Origin of the sequence: Streptomyces sp. WM6378 (genome assembly GCF_001279695.1) — a bacterium.
In the GTDB taxonomy this organism is placed as follows: Bacteria; Actinomycetota; Actinomycetes; order Streptomycetales; family Streptomycetaceae; genus Streptomyces.
This window is the reverse complement of the sequence record NZ_LGDD01000303.1, coordinates 21,319-38,797: the sequence shown is the minus strand read 5'-3', so window position 1 is coordinate 38,797 and position 17,479 is coordinate 21,319. Positions and strand designations below refer to the sequence as shown.

The following is a 17,479-nucleotide window of genomic DNA, read 5'->3' as shown; positions in this document are numbered from 1 at the left end:
CACATGTGGCCCTGCGGGGCCGCCCAACACATTACGGAGCCCTGATGAAGGACGCATTCGGTACCCCGCAGTCCCTGCTCGTGCTCGGCGGCACGTCCGAGATCGGGCTGGCCACCGCCCGGCGCCTGGTGGCCCGCCGCACCCGTACGGTCTGGCTCGCCGGCCGGCCCTCCCCCGCCCTCGAAGCGGCGGCGGCCGAGCTGCGCGAGCTGGGCCCGGACGTCCACACGCTCGCCTTCGACGCCCTCGACTCCGACGCGCACGAGGTCGCCCTCGGCAAGGTGTTCGCCGAGGGCGACATCGACATGGTGCTGCTCGCGTTCGGGGTGCTCGGCGAGCAGTCCCGCGACGAGGGCGAGCCGCTCGCCGCGGTGCGGGTCGCCCAGACCAACTACACCGGCGCGGTCTCGGCGGGCCTCATCTGCGCGAAGGCCCTCCAGACGCAGGGCCACGGCTCACTTGTCGTGCTGTCCTCGGTGGCCGGCGAACGCGCCCGCCGCAGCAACTTCATCTACGGGTCGAGCAAGGCGGGCCTCGACGCGTTCGCCCAGGGGCTGGGGGACGCGCTGCACGGCACGGGGGTGCACGTCATGGTCGTACGCCCCGGCTTCGTCCGCACGAAGATGACGGCGGGGCTCCCCGAGGCCCCCCTCGCCACGACCCCCGAGGCGGTCGCCCTGGCCATCGAGGCGGGGTTGCGGCGGCGGGCGGAGGTGGTGTGGGTGCCGGGGGCGCTGCGGGTGGTGATGTCAGCGCTCAGGCATGCGCCGCGGGGGGTGTTCCGGCGCCTGCCCGTGTAAGGGCGAGCTCGGTATGCCTGCATGGGCAGCACTGCCAAGGTCGACCCTGCCAGGGGCGCGGGTGACTGCGCGACCAGCCGCGCACGGTCCGAGGACGAAAGCGGGTTTGAGGGGCGCGGGGAACTGCGCGAGCAGCCACCGACGGCCCGCAGTCGAAAGACAGGGGTCTGGGGGCGCAGCCCCCAGGGCGGGCTAGCGCAAGGAGGGCTGGTCCAAGGACGTGGCCTGGGCCGGGACGGCCAGGGCGCCGAGGCCGAAGGGATAGTCGCGGAGCTTGCGCCAGACACCGTCCGCGCCCTGCTCGTAGAGGGCGAAGCCCCCACACGTCCAGCCCGCCGAGAACCCCGCGAGAGCCCCGTGCGCCAGATCCATCGCTTCCTCGGAGATGCCGTGCGCCACCGTCACATGGGGGTGGTACGGGAACTGGAGCTCGCGCACCAGCGGCCCCGCCTCGTCCCGTACCCGCTGCTGGAGCCACGCGCAGTCGCCCGCGCCCTCCACCACCTTGACGAAGACGACCGGGGACAGGGGACGGAACGTCCCCGTGCCTTCGAGCCGCATCGCGAACGCGCGGCCCGCCGCCGCGACCGAGGCCAGGTGCGCCTCGATCTCCGGCAGGCACTCCGCCTCGACCTCGTGCGGCGGAAGCAGGGTGACGTGCGTGGGGATGCCGTGCGCGGCGGGGTCCCCGAAGCCCGCGCGCCGCTCCTGGAGCAGGCTGCCGTAAGGCTCCGGGACCGCGATCGAAACGCCGAGCGTTACGGTCCCCACGTCGTTCTCCTCCATGCTGTCGGTCGGGTGCTGTGCAATGCGAGTGTGACGGGATTGCCGTCGGCTGACCAGAGCCCTTGGTCCGGGCTCCGGCCAGGCCGTCCGGTTCAGTGCTTGGCGGGCAGCAGGCCGACCCTGTCGTACGCCGTCGCCAGCGTCTCGGCGGCGACCGCGCGGGCCTTCTCGGCACCCTTGGCGAGCAGCGAGTCCAGCGTCTCGGGGTCGTCCAGGTACTGCTGCGTACGCGTACGGAACGGCGTGACGAACTCCACCATCACCTCGGCGAGGTCCGTCTTGAGCGCGCCGTACATCTTGCCCTCGTACTCGGCCTCAAGCTCGGCGATCGTCTTGCCGGTGAGCGTGGAGTAGATGGTCAGCAGGTTCGAGACGCCGGGCTTGTTCTCGGCGTCGTACTTGATCACCGTGTCCGTGTCGGTGACCGCGCTCTTGACCTTCTTGGCCGTCGTCTTCGGCTCGTCGAGGAGGTTGATGAGGCCCTTCGGCGTCGACGCCGACTTGCTCATCTTGATCGACGGGTCCTGAAGGTCGTAGATCTTCGCCGTCTCCTTGAGGATGTACGGCGCCGGGACGGTGAACGTCTCGCCGAACCGGCCGTTGAAACGCTCGGCCAGGTCGCGGGTGAGCTCGATGTGCTGGCGCTGGTCCTCGCCGACCGGGACCTCGTTGGCCTGGTAGAGCAGGATGTCGGCGACCTGGAGGATCGGGTACGTGAAGAGGCCGACCGTCGCGTTGCCCGCGCCCTGCTTGGCCGACTTGTCCTTGAACTGGGTCATCCGGCTGGCCTCACCGAAGCCGGCCAGGCAGTTCATGATCCAGGCGAGCTGAGCGTGCTCGGGGACGTGGCTCTGGACGAACAGCGTGCAGCGCTCGGGGTCGAGACCGGCGGCGAGCAGCTGGGCCGCGGCGAGCCGGGTGTTGGCGCGCAGCTCGGCCGGGTCCTGCGGAACGGTGATCGCGTGGAGGTCCACGACCATGTAGAACGCGTCGTGTGACTCCTGCAGCGCCACCCACTGGCGGACCGCGCCGAGGTAGTTGCCGAGGTGGAACGAGCCTGCGGTGGGCTGGATTCCGGAGAGCACGCGGGGACGAGTGGAGGCCATGCTCAGCATTCTCTCAGGTACGCGCGCCGTCCCGGAAACCCGCGCCATTGTGACCGGCCCCACAAGCTGCCCCAGCACCACGGGGCTCCGCCCCCGAACCCCCGTGCCGCTCTGGCCCCTCAACCTTGGGGCGCCGCCCCCGGGCCCCCGCTCCTCAAACGCCGGAGGGGCTGGATGTGCGGACGGTTTTCGGCTGCGGGTCGTTCGTGGCTGGTCGCGCAGTTCCCCGCGCCCCTGTAGGGCACCCAGCGCTACTGGTCGTGCCCACGCGGCGGAGCCGCACAATGTCACAGCCCCGCGCCCCTAACAGGACTGGTGCTGGCCCGCACCGGGCATTTCAGCCCGTCATGGGGGTCCCCCCTGGCCCTTAAGGCCTTGGGGGACATTGAGGACGAGCGCCCTTCAGGCGCGAACGGGGTCTGGGGCGGAGCCCCAGTACTCCATCCGCAGCCGAACCACACCCCCGGAGGCCACGCGGCGGAGCCGCAGAGTGTCACAGCGGGAAAGGGGTGGGGTGGGGAAGGGCCCCAGGGCTAGTCCAACGGCAGGCCCGGCGCCGGGTACGCCGACAGCAGGGCCGCCACCTCGCCCCGGATCGCCGACAGCGCCGCCTCGTCCCCGGCCCGCCCCGCCGTCACACCCCGGTCGATCCACTCCGCCACCAGCTCCATGTGCGAGACGTCCAGCCCCCGGGACGTCAGGGACGGCGTGCCGATGCGGATGCCTGAGGGGTCGAAGGGCTTGCGCGGGTCGTACGGGACGGTGTTGTAGTTGACGACGATCCCGGCCCGGTCGAGGGCCTTCGCCGCGATCTTGCCCGGCACGTCCTTCGGCGTCAGGTCCATCAGGATCAGGTGGTTGTCCGTGCCGCCCGACACGAGGTCGAAGCCCCGGGCGAGCAGGGCCTGGGCGAGCGCCTGCGCATTGGCCACGACCTGGTGCGCGTACGCGCAGAACGCCGGCTGCGCCGCCTCGTGCAGGGCGACGGCGATCGCCGCGGTGGTCTGGTTGTGCGGGCCGCCCTGGAGCCCGGGGAAGACCGCCTTGTCGATGGCCTTCGCGTGCGATTCCCGGGACATCAGCATCGCGCCCCGCGGACCCCGGAGGGTCTTGTGCGTGGTCGTGGAGATGACGTCCGCGTACGGCGCCGGGGACGGGTGGGCGCCGCCCGCGATCAGGCCCGCGATGTGCGCGACGTCCGCGACGAGCACCGCGCCCGCTTCCCGCGCGATCTCCGCGAACGCGGCGAAGTCGATCGTGCGGGGCAGCGCCGTGCCGCCGCAGAAGATCAGCTTCGGGCGCTCCTTGAGGGCGAGCTCGCGTACCTCGTCGAAGTCGATCAGGCCGGTGTCGGCGCGCACCCCGTACTGCACGCCCCGGAACCACTTGCCGGTCGCCGAGACGCCCCAGCCGTGCGTGAGGTGGCCGCCCATCGGCAGGGCCATGCCCATCACGGTGTCGCCGGGCTCGGCGAACGCGAGGTACACGGCGAGGTTGGCGGGCGAGCCCGAATACGGCTGGACGTTGGCGTGCTCGACGCCGAACAGGGCCTTGGCGCGGTCGACGGCCAGCGTCTCGACCTTGTCGATGTTCTGCTGGCCCTCGTAGTAGCGGCGGCCCGCGTAGCCCTCGCTGTACTTGTTCTGCAGCACCGTCCCCGAGGCCTCCAGAACGGCCGTCGAGACGTAGTTCTCGCTGGGGATCAGGCGCAGGGTGTCCGACTGGAGCCGCTCCTCGGCGGAGACCAGCGCGGCCAGCTCCGGGTCGGTGGCCAGCAGGGCGGGGTGGGAAAGGGGAAGGCTCATGGCGTCCTCCGGGGTCCGTTGACAGGTTCCCGGGGTGCCCAGGCGGGCGGCACCTCGTGCGGCAGGCCGCGCACGGCTTCCCCGGGGTCGCTTCCCCGCTCGCCAGTCGCCGTGCGTACCGAACACCCTACCGGCCACGTCCGACGGCAAGGTTTCTTCGTCCGGCATCCGAGCGACGATAGAAAAGGGCACCACCGACGCCCCATGCCGCATGACGATCGGAGAACCCGTGTCGACACACGCCGTGACCGAAGACGCCATCCGTTCCGCCGAGGCACACAGTGCGCACAACTACCATCCCCTGCCCGTCGTGGTCGCCTCCGCCGAGGGCGCCTGGATGACGGACGTCGAGGGCCGACGCTATCTCGACATGCTGGCCGGCTACTCGGCGCTCAATTTCGGCCACGGCAACCGTCGGCTCATCGACGCGGCGAAGGCCCAGCTGGACCGCGTGACCCTCACGTCGAGGGCGTTCCACCACGACCGCTTCGCCCAATTCTGTACGGAGCTCGCCGAGTTGTGCGGCAAGGACATGGTGCTGCCCATGAACACCGGGGCGGAGGCGGTGGAGACCGCCGTGAAGACCGCCCGCAAGTGGGGGTACAAGGTCAAGGGCGTACCGGACGGGCAGGCGAAGATCGTGGTCGCCCGGGACAACTTCCACGGCCGTACGACCACCATCGTCAGCTTCTCCACCGACCCGGAGGCCCGCGCGGACTACGGCCCGTACACGCCGGGCTTCGAGATCGTCCCGTACGGCGACCTCGCCGCGATGCGGGCCGCGGTCACCGACGACACCGTGGCCGTGCTCCTCGAACCCATCCAGGGCGAGGCCGGCGTGCTGGTCCCGCCGTCCGGATACCTCGCGGGCGTACGGGAGTTGACGCGTGAGCGGAACGTGCTGTTCATGGCGGACGAGATCCAGTCCGGGCTCGGCCGCACCGGGAAGACCTTCGCGTGCGAGCACGAGGGCGTGGTGCCGGACGTGTACATCCTGGGCAAGGCGCTGGGCGGCGGGGTGGTCCCGGTGTCGGCGGTCGCCGCGTCGTCTCAAGTGCTCGGCGTGTTCCGGCCGGGCGAGCACGGCTCGACGTTCGGCGGAAACCCGCTGGCCTGCGCGGTCGCCCTGGAGGTCATCGCGATGCTGCGCACCGGCGAGTACCAGCAGCGCGCCACCGAACTCGGCGATCACCTGCACCACGAGCTGGGCCTGCTGACCGGTGCGGGCGCGGTCGAGGCGGTCCGCGGGCGCGGGCTGTGGGCGGGCGTGGACATCGATCCGTCGTACGGGACGGGCCGGGAGATCTCGGAGCGGCTGATGGACCGCGGGGTCCTGGTCAAGGACACCCACGGCTCGACGATCCGGCTCGCCCCGCCCCTGGTCATCAGCAAGGAGGATCTGGACTGGGGCCTCGACCAGCTGCGCGCGGTACTCGCCGAAGGGTAGCCGCCAACTCCCTTACGGGGACGGGCAGTCGGAGCCCGAGCAGAAGACGCTGAGCGCGGTCTTCAGGGTCTGCTCCTGCTCGGGCCACGCCTCGGCGGGAGCCGCGGAGAGTACGGCGTAGTGCTGGCCGCCGGGCGTCAGGAAGGCGTAGTCGACGACCTGGCGCCGGTGGCCGAGCTGCTGGTTGTCGTACGCGTAGACGAGCCGCGCGGCCTGCGGGGCGACGCCGGGTACGGTCGCGTCGTTGCCGAGGCTGATCTCCTGGTACCCGGGGTTCTTCGCCAGCTCCCCCGAGGTCTGCTTCAGCGCGTCGTACGGGCTCAGGCCCGCCTCGGAGACCAGGTACACCTGGATGAGGCGGGTGCGGTCGGCGGAGTTGTAGAAGACGCCCTTGGGGCCCTGGTCCTCACGGGTCCAGCCCTGCGGCACGTACAGCCTGAACCCCTTGGGGTCCTGGGCGAGTTGGAAACCGGCCGGCACGGTGGTACTGGGCGAAGGGGACGGCGGCGCGGACGGGCTGCCCTTGTCGTCGCCCGTCCGGTCCGGGGTGGCGGAGGCGGAGGCGGGCGGGGTGGCCTCGGCCTTCGCGTGGTGCGTCCCGCCGTGGGCGAGGAGCCAGCCGCCGCCCGCACCGGCCACGGCGACGAAGACCATCGCGGCGACCACGGCGACGGGCACGCGCCGGCCGGGGCGCGGCTCGGGGAGCGCCGGAGGTTCCGGCTGCGGGCCGACCGTCCTGTACGGGTCCGCGTGGGTGTTGTCGTACGCGTTGCCGGGGACGAGGGGCGGCGCCTCCGGGACCGGCGGGGGTGCGGGGGGTGGTGGCGGTGGAGCCGCCGGGGAAGCGGCGTCCCGCACCGTCTCCCACTTCTGGGTGGCCGCGTTCCAGCGGACCTCGTCCTTGCCACCGCTCACCTGGGCCTCACATCCCGATCAGGTCGCGGACCCGCTGGACCAGCGTCTCGCCCGAGGCGAGGAGGCCCGTGAGGGTGGTGGCACCGGCGAGCAGCTCGCCGAGACGGGCGAGGCGGCCGGGAGCGGCTTGGCCCTCGGCGCGGATCTCCTCCTCGGTTTCGGCGAGTTCGGCGTCCAGGGCGCGGGTCTGGTCGTTGCGCACGAGCTGGGCGAGACCGGCCCTGAACTCCACGATGGCGTCGAGGAGTTGGCGCTGGGCCTCGTCGTCGGCGGCGCCCGCGCGGTAGACGCTGGACACCTTGTTGTGGTCGCCGACCGACACGGACCCGGTCACCCCGCTGATGTGTACGGATCGCTGGTCTCGCGGCGTGCTGTCGTCACCCGGTGTGGTCATTTCAGCCCTCGTTCCTGACGGTGTTGTGGTCGCCGACGCTGATCGCCCCTCGGGAGTTCTCGATCATGACGCCTCCCTGGGCGACATTGACGATCTTCTGCTCGAACTGTCCGGTGTCGTACCCGGCTTCGTACAGCGCGCTGCGCACGCCGCTGGTCACCCGGTCCTCGATGGACTTCACGTAACGCCGGTAGTCCATCGCCTGGAAGAGGGAGGTGTCGGGCGCCGCGGCCAGTTCGCGCACGGAACGGGCGGGGCCGTCGGGCAGCGCCCGGCCGTATCCGCCGGTGAGGCGGTGCCAGGTGGAGCCGATCGCGCGGCCGATCACGAGCAGCGAGCGGAACGCGGAGCCCGGGGTGCGCACAAGCGCCCAGGCCGCCTTGCCCGGCGGGGTGCGGCAGTTGAAGTCGTGGGCGGCGCGGTCGGCGCGGAAGAAGTCCTCGCGCAGCGGGGGCAGGACGTGTGGCGCGATCTCCAGGACCAGCATGCCGCCCTGGGTGTGGACGCGTACGAACACGGTGGTGACGAGGTGCTCCTCCCAGCCGCCGACCCGGATCCGCAGGAAGTGCCTGCGCGCCTCGCCGCCCTCCTCCAGGGCGGCGGCGCGGTGCTGCTCGAAGTCGCCGTCGCGGTAGGGGGCGTGGGTGCGCGAGGGGAGCCCCTCGACGGGCAGGAAGACGTACTCGGTGACTTCGAGCTGACGCAGCCGGTCGCGTACGGCGAGGGCTTCGGCGGCCACCGTCGGCGCGGGGATGCGGAGCTGGGCGACGAGGGGTTCGACGATGCGCAGGATCTCGGCGTTGCTCACCCGGGTCGGACGCCGGTCGCCGAGCGACTTGCGGGGGCGCAGCTGGATGGTGACCGACCAGGGCTCGAAGGGGTCGCCCGCGCCGCGGAAGGGGGCGTCGGCGCGGTAGACCGCGAGCCGGGCGTGCTGCTCGACGCGGATCATCGCGGCAAGGCGCTTGAGCCGTCCGTTGTCGTTGTTCTGCGCGGGGTCGGCGGCGAAGTCCTGGAAGCCTTCGGGCGACAGCTCGCCGGCCATGATCCTGGCGAACTGGAGACGCTGGAGGCCGACGCAGAGCGCGAGCACGGCGAAACAGCCGAGCATCCCCCAGCCGAGCCCGGGGCTGAACCCCTGGCTCGCGAGGTCGAGGGCGCCGCTGCCGACGAGACGGCCGGGCCCGGCGACGAACGACGGCACGAAGTCGGGACCGCCGGTGCCGGAGTAGCCGCCAGCCTCCCCGTAACTCCCATAACTTCCGTAATTCGAGGAGTAGTTGTGCGAGGAGGAGTCGTACCCGCCGAACACGGACACCAGGACCGCGACGGCGAACACGACGAGCAGGCCGCGGGCCCACCAGCGCAGGATGAACGCGAAGACGGTGCGGTACCAGGGTGCGGGCCGGGCGGTGCCGCGGACGAGGCGGGCGATGCCGAGCAGCAGGCAGGGCCCCGCGACGATGAGGAACGCGTATCGGGTGACGACCACGCTGAGCGCCCAGACCACCAGGATGCCGAGCGCCCAGGCGATCTCCAGGTTCCGGGCGCGCAGCGCGTGCGCGAGGACGCGGGCCGCGTCGAAGCCGAGGGAGGGCGCGGTGACCCGCTCCTCGTGGACGTACAGCTCGTCGATGACGGCGTCGCGGTACTCCTCGTCGAGGTAGCTGCCCGCGGCCATGAGGCGGGTCGCCTCACTGAGCGAGGGATGCACCGGCGGCAGCCCGCCGGGCTGCCCCGTCGCCTGCGCCTGGTGCGGCACGTGAGCCTGCGTCATGTCCTGCTCCCCCGAGACTATGGGCGTACGCCACACCCCTTCAATTTCCTCACATGGAAGGGATGTTCGGGCGCAGCCAAGGTGGACATGGTAGCGATGCGCTGCCGCGCATGCCGCCCTGTTCACACCGTCCCCACGGGTTCTCCTGAGGCACACTGGAGGAGCATGGGGTTGCGGAGGGGGCGCATCGCCGGGGCTCCACCCCGGACCGTGCGTGGCTGGTCGCGCCCACCCGGCGGAGCCGCAAATGTCACAGGCCCCCCGCCCCTAGCAGGGTGCGGTACGGGCATACCCAGCCCGTCATGGGGGTCCCCCCTGGCCCTTAGGCCTTGGGAGAGATTGAGGACGAGCGCCCTTAAGGCACGAACGGGGGTCCGGGGGCGGAGCCCCAGAAAGGGGTGCAGGGGACGAAGTCCCCGCAAGGGGTCTGGGGGCGCAGCCCCCAGAAGCCGAACCATCCAACCCCTTGCACGGGCGGGCGGGTGGGCAACCCCCCCCTCACCGAATCACGTGCGGCACAAACCTCGCGTACCCGTCCGTGACGAGTCCCTCCGACTCCCGGATGCCCAGCCCCGCCGGCTCGTCCTCCACGACCCACGCCCCCAGCACCACCCGGTTCCCCGAGAACTCCGGCAGGGGAGCCAGCTCCTGGTAGCAGCAGGGCTCTTCGGGGCGGGCCGGGGCCGTCCCCGGGGGGTGCAGGGTGACGCCCGCGCCCTCTCGGCCGAGCAGGGGCTTCGCCACGTACCCCCGGCCGGAGGCCAGGTCCCGGGGCCCGTCCAGGTACGCCGGGAGCAGGTTCGGGTGTCCCGGGTACAGCTCCCACACCACCGCGAGCAGCGCCTTGTTGGAGAGCAGCATCTTCCACGCCGGCTCGATCCAACACGTCGTCCCCGTACCGCCCCCGTTGTCGAGGGTGTCGAGGACCTGCGGCCCGAACTCGTCCGAGGCCAGCCACTCCCACGGGTACAGCTTGAAGCAGGCCCGGATGAAACGGAGACCGTCGTCCACGAAACGGCCGGTCATGCGGTCCCAGCCGATCGACTCGACCGACAGCGCCTCCGTGTCGAGGCCCGCCTGCTCGGCCGTCTCGCGGAGATAGGCGACCGTCATGAGGTCCTCGCCCAGCTCGTCGGTGTCGGAGTGGGCGAAGTGCACGGGCCCGGGCGGCAGCAGCGGGGCCTGCCGCTTCCACGCCTCGACGAGGCGCTCGTGCAGCGAGTTCCACTGGTCTGCGCCGGGGAAGCGCTCCTCCATCCAGAACCACTGCGCGCTCGCCGCCTCGACGAGCGAGGTCGGGGTGTCCGCGTTGTACTCCAGCATCTTGGCGGGGCCGCTCCCGTCGTACCGCAGGTCGAACCGGCCGTACAAGGAGGGGAGTTCGGCCCTTCGGCGCCACGACTCCGCGACCAGGTCCGCCAGCCGGCCGTCCATGATCCCCAGATCCGCGAAGCGGCCCTTCTCGACGATGTGGGCCGCCGCCGCCATGCACATGCCGTGCAGTTCCCCGACCGTCTCCTCCAGCGCCTCGACCTCCGGCAGCGTGAAGGAGTAGTACGCGCTCTCGTCCCAGTACGGGCGCAGCGAGTCATCCGGGTAGCGGGTCAGGGGGTAGATCAGTCCCTGTTCCTCGACGGTCCGCTGCCAGTCGGGGCGCGGTCGTATGCGATGACGTTCCATGTGCGTGCCCTGCGTTCCCGTGCCTCAGCCGCCGCTGGAGTCGCCGTGGCCGCCGAACCCGCCGCGCGAGACGCCGGACTTGTCGAACGAGCCGCCGGAGACCTTGCCGCTGCGGCTGGACCCGCCGTAGTAGTACTGACCGGTGCCGCCGCTCTTGCACTCGTACTTCGGGAGTTCCTTGTACGTGACCGGGTTGACGCAGCGCCGGTCCGGCTCGTCGCTGCACGCGGTGAGCGTCGCGGCGAGCACTCCCATCCCGCCGAGCACCACCGTCGCGGACCTGAACCTTCGCATCGTGGACCTCCCCCGTTCTCGTACCGACTTCGCTGTGGGACGCGTTTCGGCCACACACTAGTTCCCGGCCATCGGCACCTCGCCCCCGGGCTTTCACCGCCCGCCGGGCCTGCGGCTACAGTCCCCCCTGTGTTCTTCGGGATGATCTGCGCGCTCGCGTCCGCCGTCTGCTTCGGTACGGCCACCGTTCTCCAGGCCGCCGCGACGCGCGCCGCCGAGCCGAGTACGGGGGCGGGCGCCGGTTCCGGTGTCGACGCGGCGCTGCTGCTTCGCGCCGTACGCCAGTGGCGCTACGTCGTGGGGCTCGCCCTGGACGGCCTCGGCTTCGTCTTCCAGATCATCGCCCTGCGCTCGGTCCCGATCTACGCGGTCGGCGCGGCGCTCGCCGCCTCGCTCGCGGTGACGGCGGTGGTCGCGGCCCGCGTCCTCAAGGTCCGGCTTTCGGGTACGGAGTGGGCGGCGGTCGGGGTCGTCTGCGCGGGCCTCGCCATGCTCGGCCTGTCGTCCGGCGCCGAGGGCAAGGAAGCGGGCCCGGCCTCCCTGCACTGGTGGCTGCTCGGGGTGGCCGCCGCGGTCCTTGTCGCGGGCGCGGTCGGGGGCCGGCTGCCGGACCGCGCCCGGGCGCTGGTCCTCGGGCTCGGCGCGGGCTGCGGGTTCGGCGTGGTCGAGGTCGCGGTCCGGCTCATCGACGACCCCTTCGACCTGACGAACCCCGCCCTTTACGCGCTGCTGCTCGGCGGCGGCGCCGCGTTCCTGCTGCTCACCTCGGCGCTGTCGCGCGGCTCGGTCACCACGGCGACGGCGGGCATGGTCATCGGCGAGACCATCGGCCCGGCCCTGGTGGGTGTGGCCTGGCTGGGCGACCGCACCCGGGACGGGCTCGGCTGGCTGACCGTCACCGGCTTCGCGGTGGCGGTGGCGGGCGCGCTCGCCCTGGCCCGCTTCGGCGAGGCCCCGGACCCCGCCGCGGAGCCCTCGCTCCAGGACGTACGGGAGCGCTGAAACCGGCCGTACCTCTACGGAAGCGCGTTGCACAACGCGTCCAGCGCCCCCGTCCACCCCGAGTCCGGCGGTGTCCCGTACCCCACCACCAACGCGTCCCGGTCCGGCGCGAGTTCGGGGTGGCGGTAGCGGGAGAGGCCTTCCAGGGCCAGGCCCTGGAAGGTCGCGGCCCGGATGATGGAGCGCTCGGTGCCGGGCGGGAGTTCGACCAGGGCGTGCAGCCCGGCCGCGATGCCGCTGACCCGGACCTCGGGGGCACGCTCGGCGAGCGCGGTCACCAACTGGTCGCGGCGGCGCCGGTAGCGCAGCCGCATGCCGCGCACATGCCGGTCGTACGCGCCGGACCTGATGAACTCGGCCAGCGTCAGCTGGTCGAGCGCGCCGCCCGCCCAATCCCCGCCCTTCGCCTGCGCGACCTCGTCCGCGAGGTGCTCGGGCAGCACCATCCAGCCCAGCCGCAGCCCGGGCGCCAGGGACTTGCTGGCGGTGCCGATGTAGACGACGTGCTCGGGGTCGAGACCTTGAAGCGCGCCGACGGGCTGGCGGTCGTAGCGAAATTCTCCGTCGTAGTCGTCCTCCACGATCAGCCCGCCCGTGGTGCGCGCCCAGTCGACGGCGGCCGCCCGCCGGTCGGGCAGCAGCGGCAGCCCGACCGGGAACTGGTGCGCGGCCGTCATCAGCACCGCCCCCGCCCCCTTCATCGCCCCCAACTCCTGTGTGCGGGTGCCCAGTTGGTCGAGGGGCAGCGGCGGGGTGCGCAGCCCCGCGTCGGTCAGCACCTTCCAGTGGAAGTCGAGGCCGTACGACTCGACCGCCACCTCCCGCACCCGGCGGGCCCGCAGCACCTTGGCCATCAGCATCAGGCCGTGCAGGAACCCGGAGCAGACGACGATGCGGTCCGGCGACGCGTACACGCCGCGCGCCCGGGCCAGGTAGTCCGCCAGGACCGTGCGCAGCTCGACGCGGCCGCGAGGGTCGCCGAAGCCGAAGGCCTCGTGCGGGGCTTCGGTGAGCGCCCGGCGGGCCGCCTTGAGCCATTCGGCGCGCGGGAAGGAGGCGAGGTCGGGCGAGCCCGCCATCAGGTTGTACGTGGGTTTGCGGCGGGTCGGCAGGCGTCGGGTGTGGCTCCGGTCGGGGCGGGCCACGGCGCGCTGGGCCACCGTCGTCCCGGAGCCCTGGCGTGCGGTGAGCCAGCCCTCGGCGACCAGTTCGGCGTAGGCGTCGGCGACGGTGTTGCGGGCGATCCCCAGGTCGGCGGCGAGCGAGCGCGAGGACGGCAGCCGGGTGCCCGGGGTGAGCCGTCCGCTGCGTACTGCTTCGCGCAGCGCGTCCGTGAGGCCCGAGCGCAGGCCCGCGCCGCCCACGTCGATGTGCAGATCGACACCGAGAGTTTCCGGAGAAGTGGCCCAGGATTTCACCATGGGAATGGACCATACCTGGGTGCCACACCCCCCGTACCTTCGTCTTATGACCACGAACGAGACCAAGACGTACGCACCCGAGCAGTCCCCCCGCCTCCAGTGGGCCAAGGCCGCGCCCGAGGTCTACAAGGCCATGATCAAGCTGACCGCCGCCGCCGAGCGCGGGCTCGACCCGGTGATCGCCGAGCTGGTCAAGATCCGCGCATCCCAGCTCAACCACTGCGCCCTGTGTCTGGACATGCACACCAAGGACGCGCTCGCGGCGGGCGAGTCGGTGGAGCGGATCGTGCAGCTCAGCGCCTGGGAGGAGTCGGCGCACTTCTACACCGAGAAGGAGCTCGCGGCGATCGAGCTGACCGAGGCGATCACGGTCCTCACCGACGGCTTCGTACCCGACGCGGTGTACGAGAAGGCCGCCAAGCACTTCGAGGAGACCGAGCTCGCGCAGCTCATCGCGACCATCACCGTCATCAACGCCTGGAACCGCTTCGGCGTGACCACCCGCGGCGTGGCCGGCCACTACACACCCGGAATGTACAAGTGAGCGTCGGGGCGAGGGAGTTCCGGGTCCCCAAGGACGTCTACCTGAGCCTCGCGGGGCTCAGCGCGGCCGCCAAGCGGGGCCTGGGCGACCCGGTCCTGGCCGAGCTGGTAATGATCCGCGCGTCGCAGCTCAACCACTGCGCGTTCTGCCTGGACATGCACCTCGCGGCTGCCCGCAAGGGCGGCGAGGCCGAGGAGCGGCTCGATCTTCTCGCGGCGTGGGAGGAGGCCGGCGAGCTGTTCACCGATCAGGAGCGCGCGGCCCTCGCCCTCACCGAGGCGGTCACGGTCCTCACCGACGGCTTCGTACCCGACGCCGTGTACGAGCGGGCCGCCGAGCACTTCACCAAGACCCAACTCGCCCACCTCATCGCGGCGATCACCGTCATCAACAGCTGGAACCGGCTGATGGTGACCCGCCGCACGGCACCCGGAGAGACCGAATGGCACAGCTGAACCCGGCCGCCGCCTTCCGCGCCCTGCACCAGGGGCGCACCCCCGGCGATCCGCTGATCCTGCCGGGGCCCTGGGACGCGGCCAGCGCCCGGGTCTTCGAGGAGGCCGGCTTCCCGGCCCTGGCGACGCCGAGCGCGGGGGTGTCGGCGTCGCTGGGGTACGAGGACGGGTCCACGCCGGCGGACGAGATGTTCGCCGCCGTGACCCGGATCGTGCGGTCCGTCTCGATCCCCGTCTCTGCGGACATCGAGGACGGGTACGGCCTCGACCCCAAGGAGCTGGTGGACCGGCTCCTGGAGACGGGCGCGGTCGGCTGCAACCTGGAGGACTCCGCCCATGGCGCCCTCAAGGACCCGGCCGGGCACGCCGACTGGCTGGCCGAGGTGCGCGCGGAGGCGGGCGACCGGCTGTTCATCAACGCCCGCGTCGACACGTACATCCGCGGGCTGCCCGAGCTGGACGCGACGATCGCGCGGGCCCGGGCGTACGTGGCGGCGGGCGCGGACGGCGTCTACCCGTTCGCGGCCCCGGCCGAGCACCTGCCGGAGATCGCGAAGGCCGTGCCGGTGCCGGTGAACATGGCGGTCCTGCCGGACGCCCCGGGGCCGCGCCGGCTCGGCGAACTGGGCGCGGGCCGCATCACGTTCGGCCCCGGCCTCCAGATCCGCGCGACGAACGCGCTGCGGGACATCGCCCGCCAAGTGCGCGAGCTGTAGCCGCTGTACGTGGATGAGGGTGCCCCCGGCCGCACAAGGCCGGGGGCACCCTCTTGTGCGTACCGGCCACTTGTCGGCCGGTGCGCCCGCACATCCGCCTACCGGCTACTCGTCGTCCGGCTCGTCCTGGGCGCGCAGGCCCGCCACCCACATCGGCATCAGCCAGTGCGTGACGAGGACGCCGAGGAGCACCCGGAAGACCGTCGCTCCGCCCAGAGTGCCGCCCGCGAGCTCGTACCCGCCGGCGGCGGCGACGGTGGCGAGCAGCAGTGCGGTGGTGATGCGGTGGGCGCGGGCCAGGACCTCGCTGCGCTCGGCGCGCTGGCGCTCGTCCAGGGCCCGGCGGCGCAGTTCGAGCAGGCCGCGCGTCGAGGCGTTGATGGCGCCGGTGGCCACGCACCACGGCAGCAGCAGCGCGATCAGCAGGCACGCCGCGACCATCGAGCTGTCGATCAGGGTCACCAGAAAGGCGGTCACGAACGCGGCGGTCAGCACTGTGTGCACGACGACGAGGACCCGCCTGCGGGCCGCCGTCGCGTACAGCGGTGCCGCCTCGCGCCGGTTCATGGTCTGCTGCATCCACCGGTCGTAACGCGTCAGCCGGCCGTCCATCACTGGTTCCTCCCGTAGGCCTCGTCGGTGAGCGGGCGGAACGGCTTCAGGGAGAACAGCGCCTCCACCGGAAGCCCGAAGTACTCCGCGATCTTCAACGCCAGGTCGAGGCTCGGGTTGTACTGCCCCCGCTCGATGTAGCCGATGGTCTGGTAGTGCGCTCCCACCGCCTCGGCCAGGCTCTGTCGCGACACCTTCCGCTCGGCACGCACCATCGCCAACCTGTTGTGCACCTGCTCGCTCATGTATAAGAAGTACTACATTGATGAGCAGGAACACAACGAGCGGGGAGTTTTCATGTTCGGACGCAGGGAGCTTTCGGTCCTGGCGCTGCGCGACGCGGACGACATCGCGCGGGCGCTGCGGGAGGCATTGGAGGGCGCCGGCGAGGCAGAGCGGCCCGGTCTTGAGGCGGCCCTCCAGATCGCCGAGCAGGCGGCGGCCGTGCCGGACCGCGAGCTGCGCGGGCGCTGGGTGCGCGAGCAGCGGGCCTCAGTCGGCTACACGGGCCCGGACGACGAGTCGGTGCGCGCGGTCAAGGCGCTGCGCGACGCCCGGCCGGAGCTCAGCCTGCTCTCCGCCGTACAGCTGACGAAGGACGCGGTGCGGTAGCCGGGAACGGGCGAAGCCCCGGCAGTGGCTGCCGGGGCTTCGTGGATGCGCTTGCTGCTCGGCTCAGATGAGGCCGAGCTCGCGGACCGCGTCGCGCTCCTCGGCGAGCTCCTTGACGGAGGCGTCGATGCGCTTGCGGGAGAACTCGTTGATGTCCAGGCCCTGGACGATCGAGTACTTGCCGTCCTTCACGGTGACCGGGAAGGAGGAGATGAGGCCCTCGGGGACGCCGTAGGAGCCGTCCGACGGGATGCCCATCGAGGTCCAGTCGCCCTCGGCGGTGCCGTTGACCCAGGTGTGCACGTGGTCGATGGCGGCGTTGGCGGCCGAGGCGGCCGAGGACGCGCCACGGGCTTCGATGATCGCGGCGCCGCGCTTGGCGACGGTCGGGATGAACTCGTCGGCCAGCCACTGCTCGTCGCCCACGACCTCAGCCGCGTTCTTGCCCGCGATCTCCGCGTGGAAGATGTCCGGGTACTGCGTCGCCGAGTGGTTGCCCCAGATGGTGAGGCGCTTGATGTCGGAGACCGTGGTGCCGGTCTTCTTCGCCAGCTGCGAAATCGCCCGGTTGTGGTCCAGACGGGTCATCGCGGTGAAGCGCTCGGCCGGTACGTCCGGGGCCGAGGCCTGCGCGATGAGCGCGTTGGTGTTGGCCGGGTTGCCGACGACGAGGACCTTGATGTCGTCCGCGGCGTTGTCGTTGATGGCCTTGCCCTGCGGCTTGAAGATGCCGCCGTTGGCGGACAGCAGGTCGCCGCGCTCCATGCCCTTGGTGCGCGGGCGGGCGCCGACGAGCAGGGCCACGTTGGCGCCGTCGAAGGCGACGTTGGCGTCGTCCGTGATGGTGATGCCGCGCAGCAGCGGGAAGGCGCAGTCGTCGAGCTCCATGGCGGTGCCCTCGGCGGCCTTCAGGGCCGGGGTGATCTCCAGGAGGCGCAGGTTGACCGGCACGTCCGGGCCGAGCAGGTGACCGGAGGCGATGCGGAAGAGCAGCGCGTAGCCGATCTGGCCGGCCGCGCCGGTGACGGTGACATTCACGGGAGTGCGGGTCATGGCGATCTCCGTTAGAAACAGCGGGTGGTGGGGGGTTGCCCCTCGTTTCCGGGCACCCCG

Annotated in this window: 19 protein-coding genes; 7 read left to right on the top strand and 12 right to left on the bottom strand. The window is 71.8% G+C overall.

Going from position 1 to position 17,479, the window contains the following annotated elements; genetic code table 11:
• The first annotated feature begins 44 nt into the window (after positions 1-44).
• A complete protein-coding gene (locus ADK54_RS27215) occupies positions 45-800 on the top strand; it encodes a decaprenylphospho-beta-D-erythro-pentofuranosid-2-ulose 2-reductase (RefSeq protein WP_053728370.1) in 756 nt (251 codons plus the stop codon).
• A 192-nt stretch (positions 801-992) separates the two neighbouring features.
• Here the strand turns inward: ADK54_RS27215 and ADK54_RS27210 are convergent, their stop codons facing one another.
• The 3 genes from ADK54_RS27210 to glyA all read right to left on the bottom strand — a co-directional run bounded on the left by ADK54_RS27210 (position 993) and on the right by glyA (position 4,497).
• Positions 993-1,571: a 2'-5' RNA ligase family protein gene (locus ADK54_RS27210; protein ID WP_053728369.1), complete on the bottom strand. Its 579-nt coding sequence runs from the start codon at positions 1,569-1,571 to the stop codon at positions 993-995.
• A 107-nt stretch (positions 1,572-1,678) separates the two neighbouring features.
• Positions 1,679-2,692: a tryptophan--tRNA ligase gene (trpS, locus tag ADK54_RS27205; protein ID WP_053728389.1), complete on the bottom strand. Its 1,014-nt coding sequence runs from the start codon at positions 2,690-2,692 to the stop codon at positions 1,679-1,681.
• 533 nt (positions 2,693-3,225) lie between these two features.
• Positions 3,226-4,497 carry a serine hydroxymethyltransferase gene (gene glyA, locus ADK54_RS27200; RefSeq protein WP_053728368.1) on the bottom strand — a complete coding sequence of 424 codons (1,272 nt, stop codon included), beginning with the start codon at positions 4,495-4,497 and terminating at the stop codon, positions 3,226-3,228.
• A 211-nt stretch (positions 4,498-4,708) separates the two neighbouring features.
• On the opposite strand from glyA, the gene rocD reads away from it, so the two are divergent.
• Entirely contained in the window at positions 4,709-5,944 is a 1,236-nt protein-coding gene (gene rocD / locus ADK54_RS27195) for an ornithine--oxo-acid transaminase (RefSeq protein ID WP_053728367.1), read from the top strand.
• 12 nt (positions 5,945-5,956) lie between these two features.
• Here the strand turns inward: rocD and ADK54_RS27190 are convergent, their stop codons facing one another.
• The 5 genes from ADK54_RS27190 to ADK54_RS27170 all read right to left on the bottom strand — a co-directional run bounded on the left by ADK54_RS27190 (position 5,957) and on the right by ADK54_RS27170 (position 11,004).
• Positions 5,957-6,859, bottom strand: a complete 903-nt coding sequence (locus tag ADK54_RS27190; RefSeq protein ID WP_053728366.1) for a hypothetical protein — start codon at positions 6,857-6,859, stop codon at positions 5,957-5,959.
• A 7-nt stretch (positions 6,860-6,866) separates the two neighbouring features.
• Positions 6,867-7,253: a hypothetical protein gene (locus ADK54_RS27185; protein ID WP_053728365.1), complete on the bottom strand. Its 387-nt coding sequence runs from the start codon at positions 7,251-7,253 to the stop codon at positions 6,867-6,869.
• 1 nt (position 7,254) lies between these two features.
• Positions 7,255-9,030, bottom strand: a complete 1,776-nt coding sequence (locus ADK54_RS27180; protein WP_053728364.1) for a hypothetical protein — start codon at positions 9,028-9,030, stop codon at positions 7,255-7,257.
• Between the two features lie 498 nt (positions 9,031-9,528).
• A complete protein-coding gene (locus ADK54_RS27175; protein ID WP_053728363.1) occupies positions 9,529-10,710 on the bottom strand; it encodes a glutathionylspermidine synthase family protein in 1,182 nt (393 codons plus the stop codon).
• A gap of 24 nt (positions 10,711-10,734) precedes the next feature.
• Positions 10,735-11,004 carry a hypothetical protein gene (locus tag ADK54_RS27170; protein ID WP_053728362.1) on the bottom strand — a complete coding sequence of 90 codons (270 nt, stop codon included), beginning with the start codon at positions 11,002-11,004 and terminating at the stop codon, positions 10,735-10,737.
• Positions 11,005-11,145: 141 nt separating this feature from the next.
• Here ADK54_RS27170 and ADK54_RS27165 point away from each other — a divergent pair, with 141 nt between their 5' ends.
• Positions 11,146-12,006 (top strand): hypothetical protein, encoded by an 861-nt coding sequence (locus ADK54_RS27165; protein WP_053728361.1) that lies wholly within the window; start codon positions 11,146-11,148, stop codon positions 12,004-12,006.
• A 14-nt stretch (positions 12,007-12,020) separates the two neighbouring features.
• On the opposite strand, the gene ADK54_RS27160 is transcribed toward ADK54_RS27165, so the two are convergent.
• Positions 12,021-13,427 (bottom strand): PLP-dependent aminotransferase family protein, encoded by a 1,407-nt coding sequence (locus ADK54_RS27160; RefSeq protein ID WP_053728360.1) that lies wholly within the window; start codon positions 13,425-13,427, stop codon positions 12,021-12,023.
• Between the two features lie 46 nt (positions 13,428-13,473).
• Between ADK54_RS27160 and ADK54_RS27155 the strand changes: the two genes are divergently transcribed.
• The 3 genes from ADK54_RS27155 to ADK54_RS27145 are packed head-to-tail and all read left to right on the top strand — an operon-like array spanning position 13,474 to position 15,142.
• Positions 13,474-13,971 carry a carboxymuconolactone decarboxylase family protein gene (locus ADK54_RS27155; RefSeq protein WP_053728359.1) on the top strand — a complete coding sequence of 166 codons (498 nt, stop codon included), beginning with the start codon at positions 13,474-13,476 and terminating at the stop codon, positions 13,969-13,971.
• Entirely contained in the window at positions 13,968-14,426 is a 459-nt protein-coding gene (locus tag ADK54_RS27150; protein ID WP_053728358.1) for a carboxymuconolactone decarboxylase family protein, read from the top strand. Before ADK54_RS27155 ends, ADK54_RS27150 begins: the two co-directional genes overlap by 4 nt.
• Positions 14,423-15,142, top strand: a complete 720-nt coding sequence (locus ADK54_RS27145; RefSeq protein ID WP_053728388.1) for an isocitrate lyase/PEP mutase family protein — start codon at positions 14,423-14,425, stop codon at positions 15,140-15,142. The genes ADK54_RS27150 and ADK54_RS27145 overlap by 4 nt, the downstream gene beginning before the upstream one ends.
• Before the next feature lie 105 nt (positions 15,143-15,247).
• On the opposite strand, the gene ADK54_RS27140 is transcribed toward ADK54_RS27145, so the two are convergent.
• Together ADK54_RS27140 and ADK54_RS27135 are read right to left on the bottom strand one after the other, a co-directional pair.
• Positions 15,248-15,754 carry a hypothetical protein gene (locus tag ADK54_RS27140; RefSeq protein ID WP_053728357.1) on the bottom strand — a complete coding sequence of 169 codons (507 nt, stop codon included), beginning with the start codon at positions 15,752-15,754 and terminating at the stop codon, positions 15,248-15,250.
• On the bottom strand, positions 15,754-15,999 hold the full coding sequence (locus tag ADK54_RS27135) for a helix-turn-helix transcriptional regulator (RefSeq protein ID WP_053728356.1): 246 nt from the start codon (positions 15,997-15,999) through the stop codon (positions 15,754-15,756). The genes ADK54_RS27140 and ADK54_RS27135 overlap by 1 nt, the downstream gene beginning before the upstream one ends.
• A 52-nt stretch (positions 16,000-16,051) precedes the next feature.
• Here ADK54_RS27135 and ADK54_RS27130 point away from each other — a divergent pair, with 52 nt between their 5' ends.
• Positions 16,052-16,366, top strand: coding sequence for a hypothetical protein (locus tag ADK54_RS27130; RefSeq protein ID WP_053728355.1), 315 nt, complete (start codon positions 16,052-16,054; stop codon positions 16,364-16,366).
• A gap of 63 nt (positions 16,367-16,429) precedes the next feature.
• Here the strand turns inward: ADK54_RS27130 and ADK54_RS27125 are convergent, their stop codons facing one another.
• The gene (locus ADK54_RS27125; RefSeq protein WP_053728354.1) at positions 16,430-17,419 is read right to left on the bottom strand and encodes a malate dehydrogenase; all 990 of its coding nucleotides are present in this window, start codon (positions 17,417-17,419) and stop codon (positions 16,430-16,432) included.
• Between the last annotated feature and the right edge of the window lie 60 nt (positions 17,420-17,479).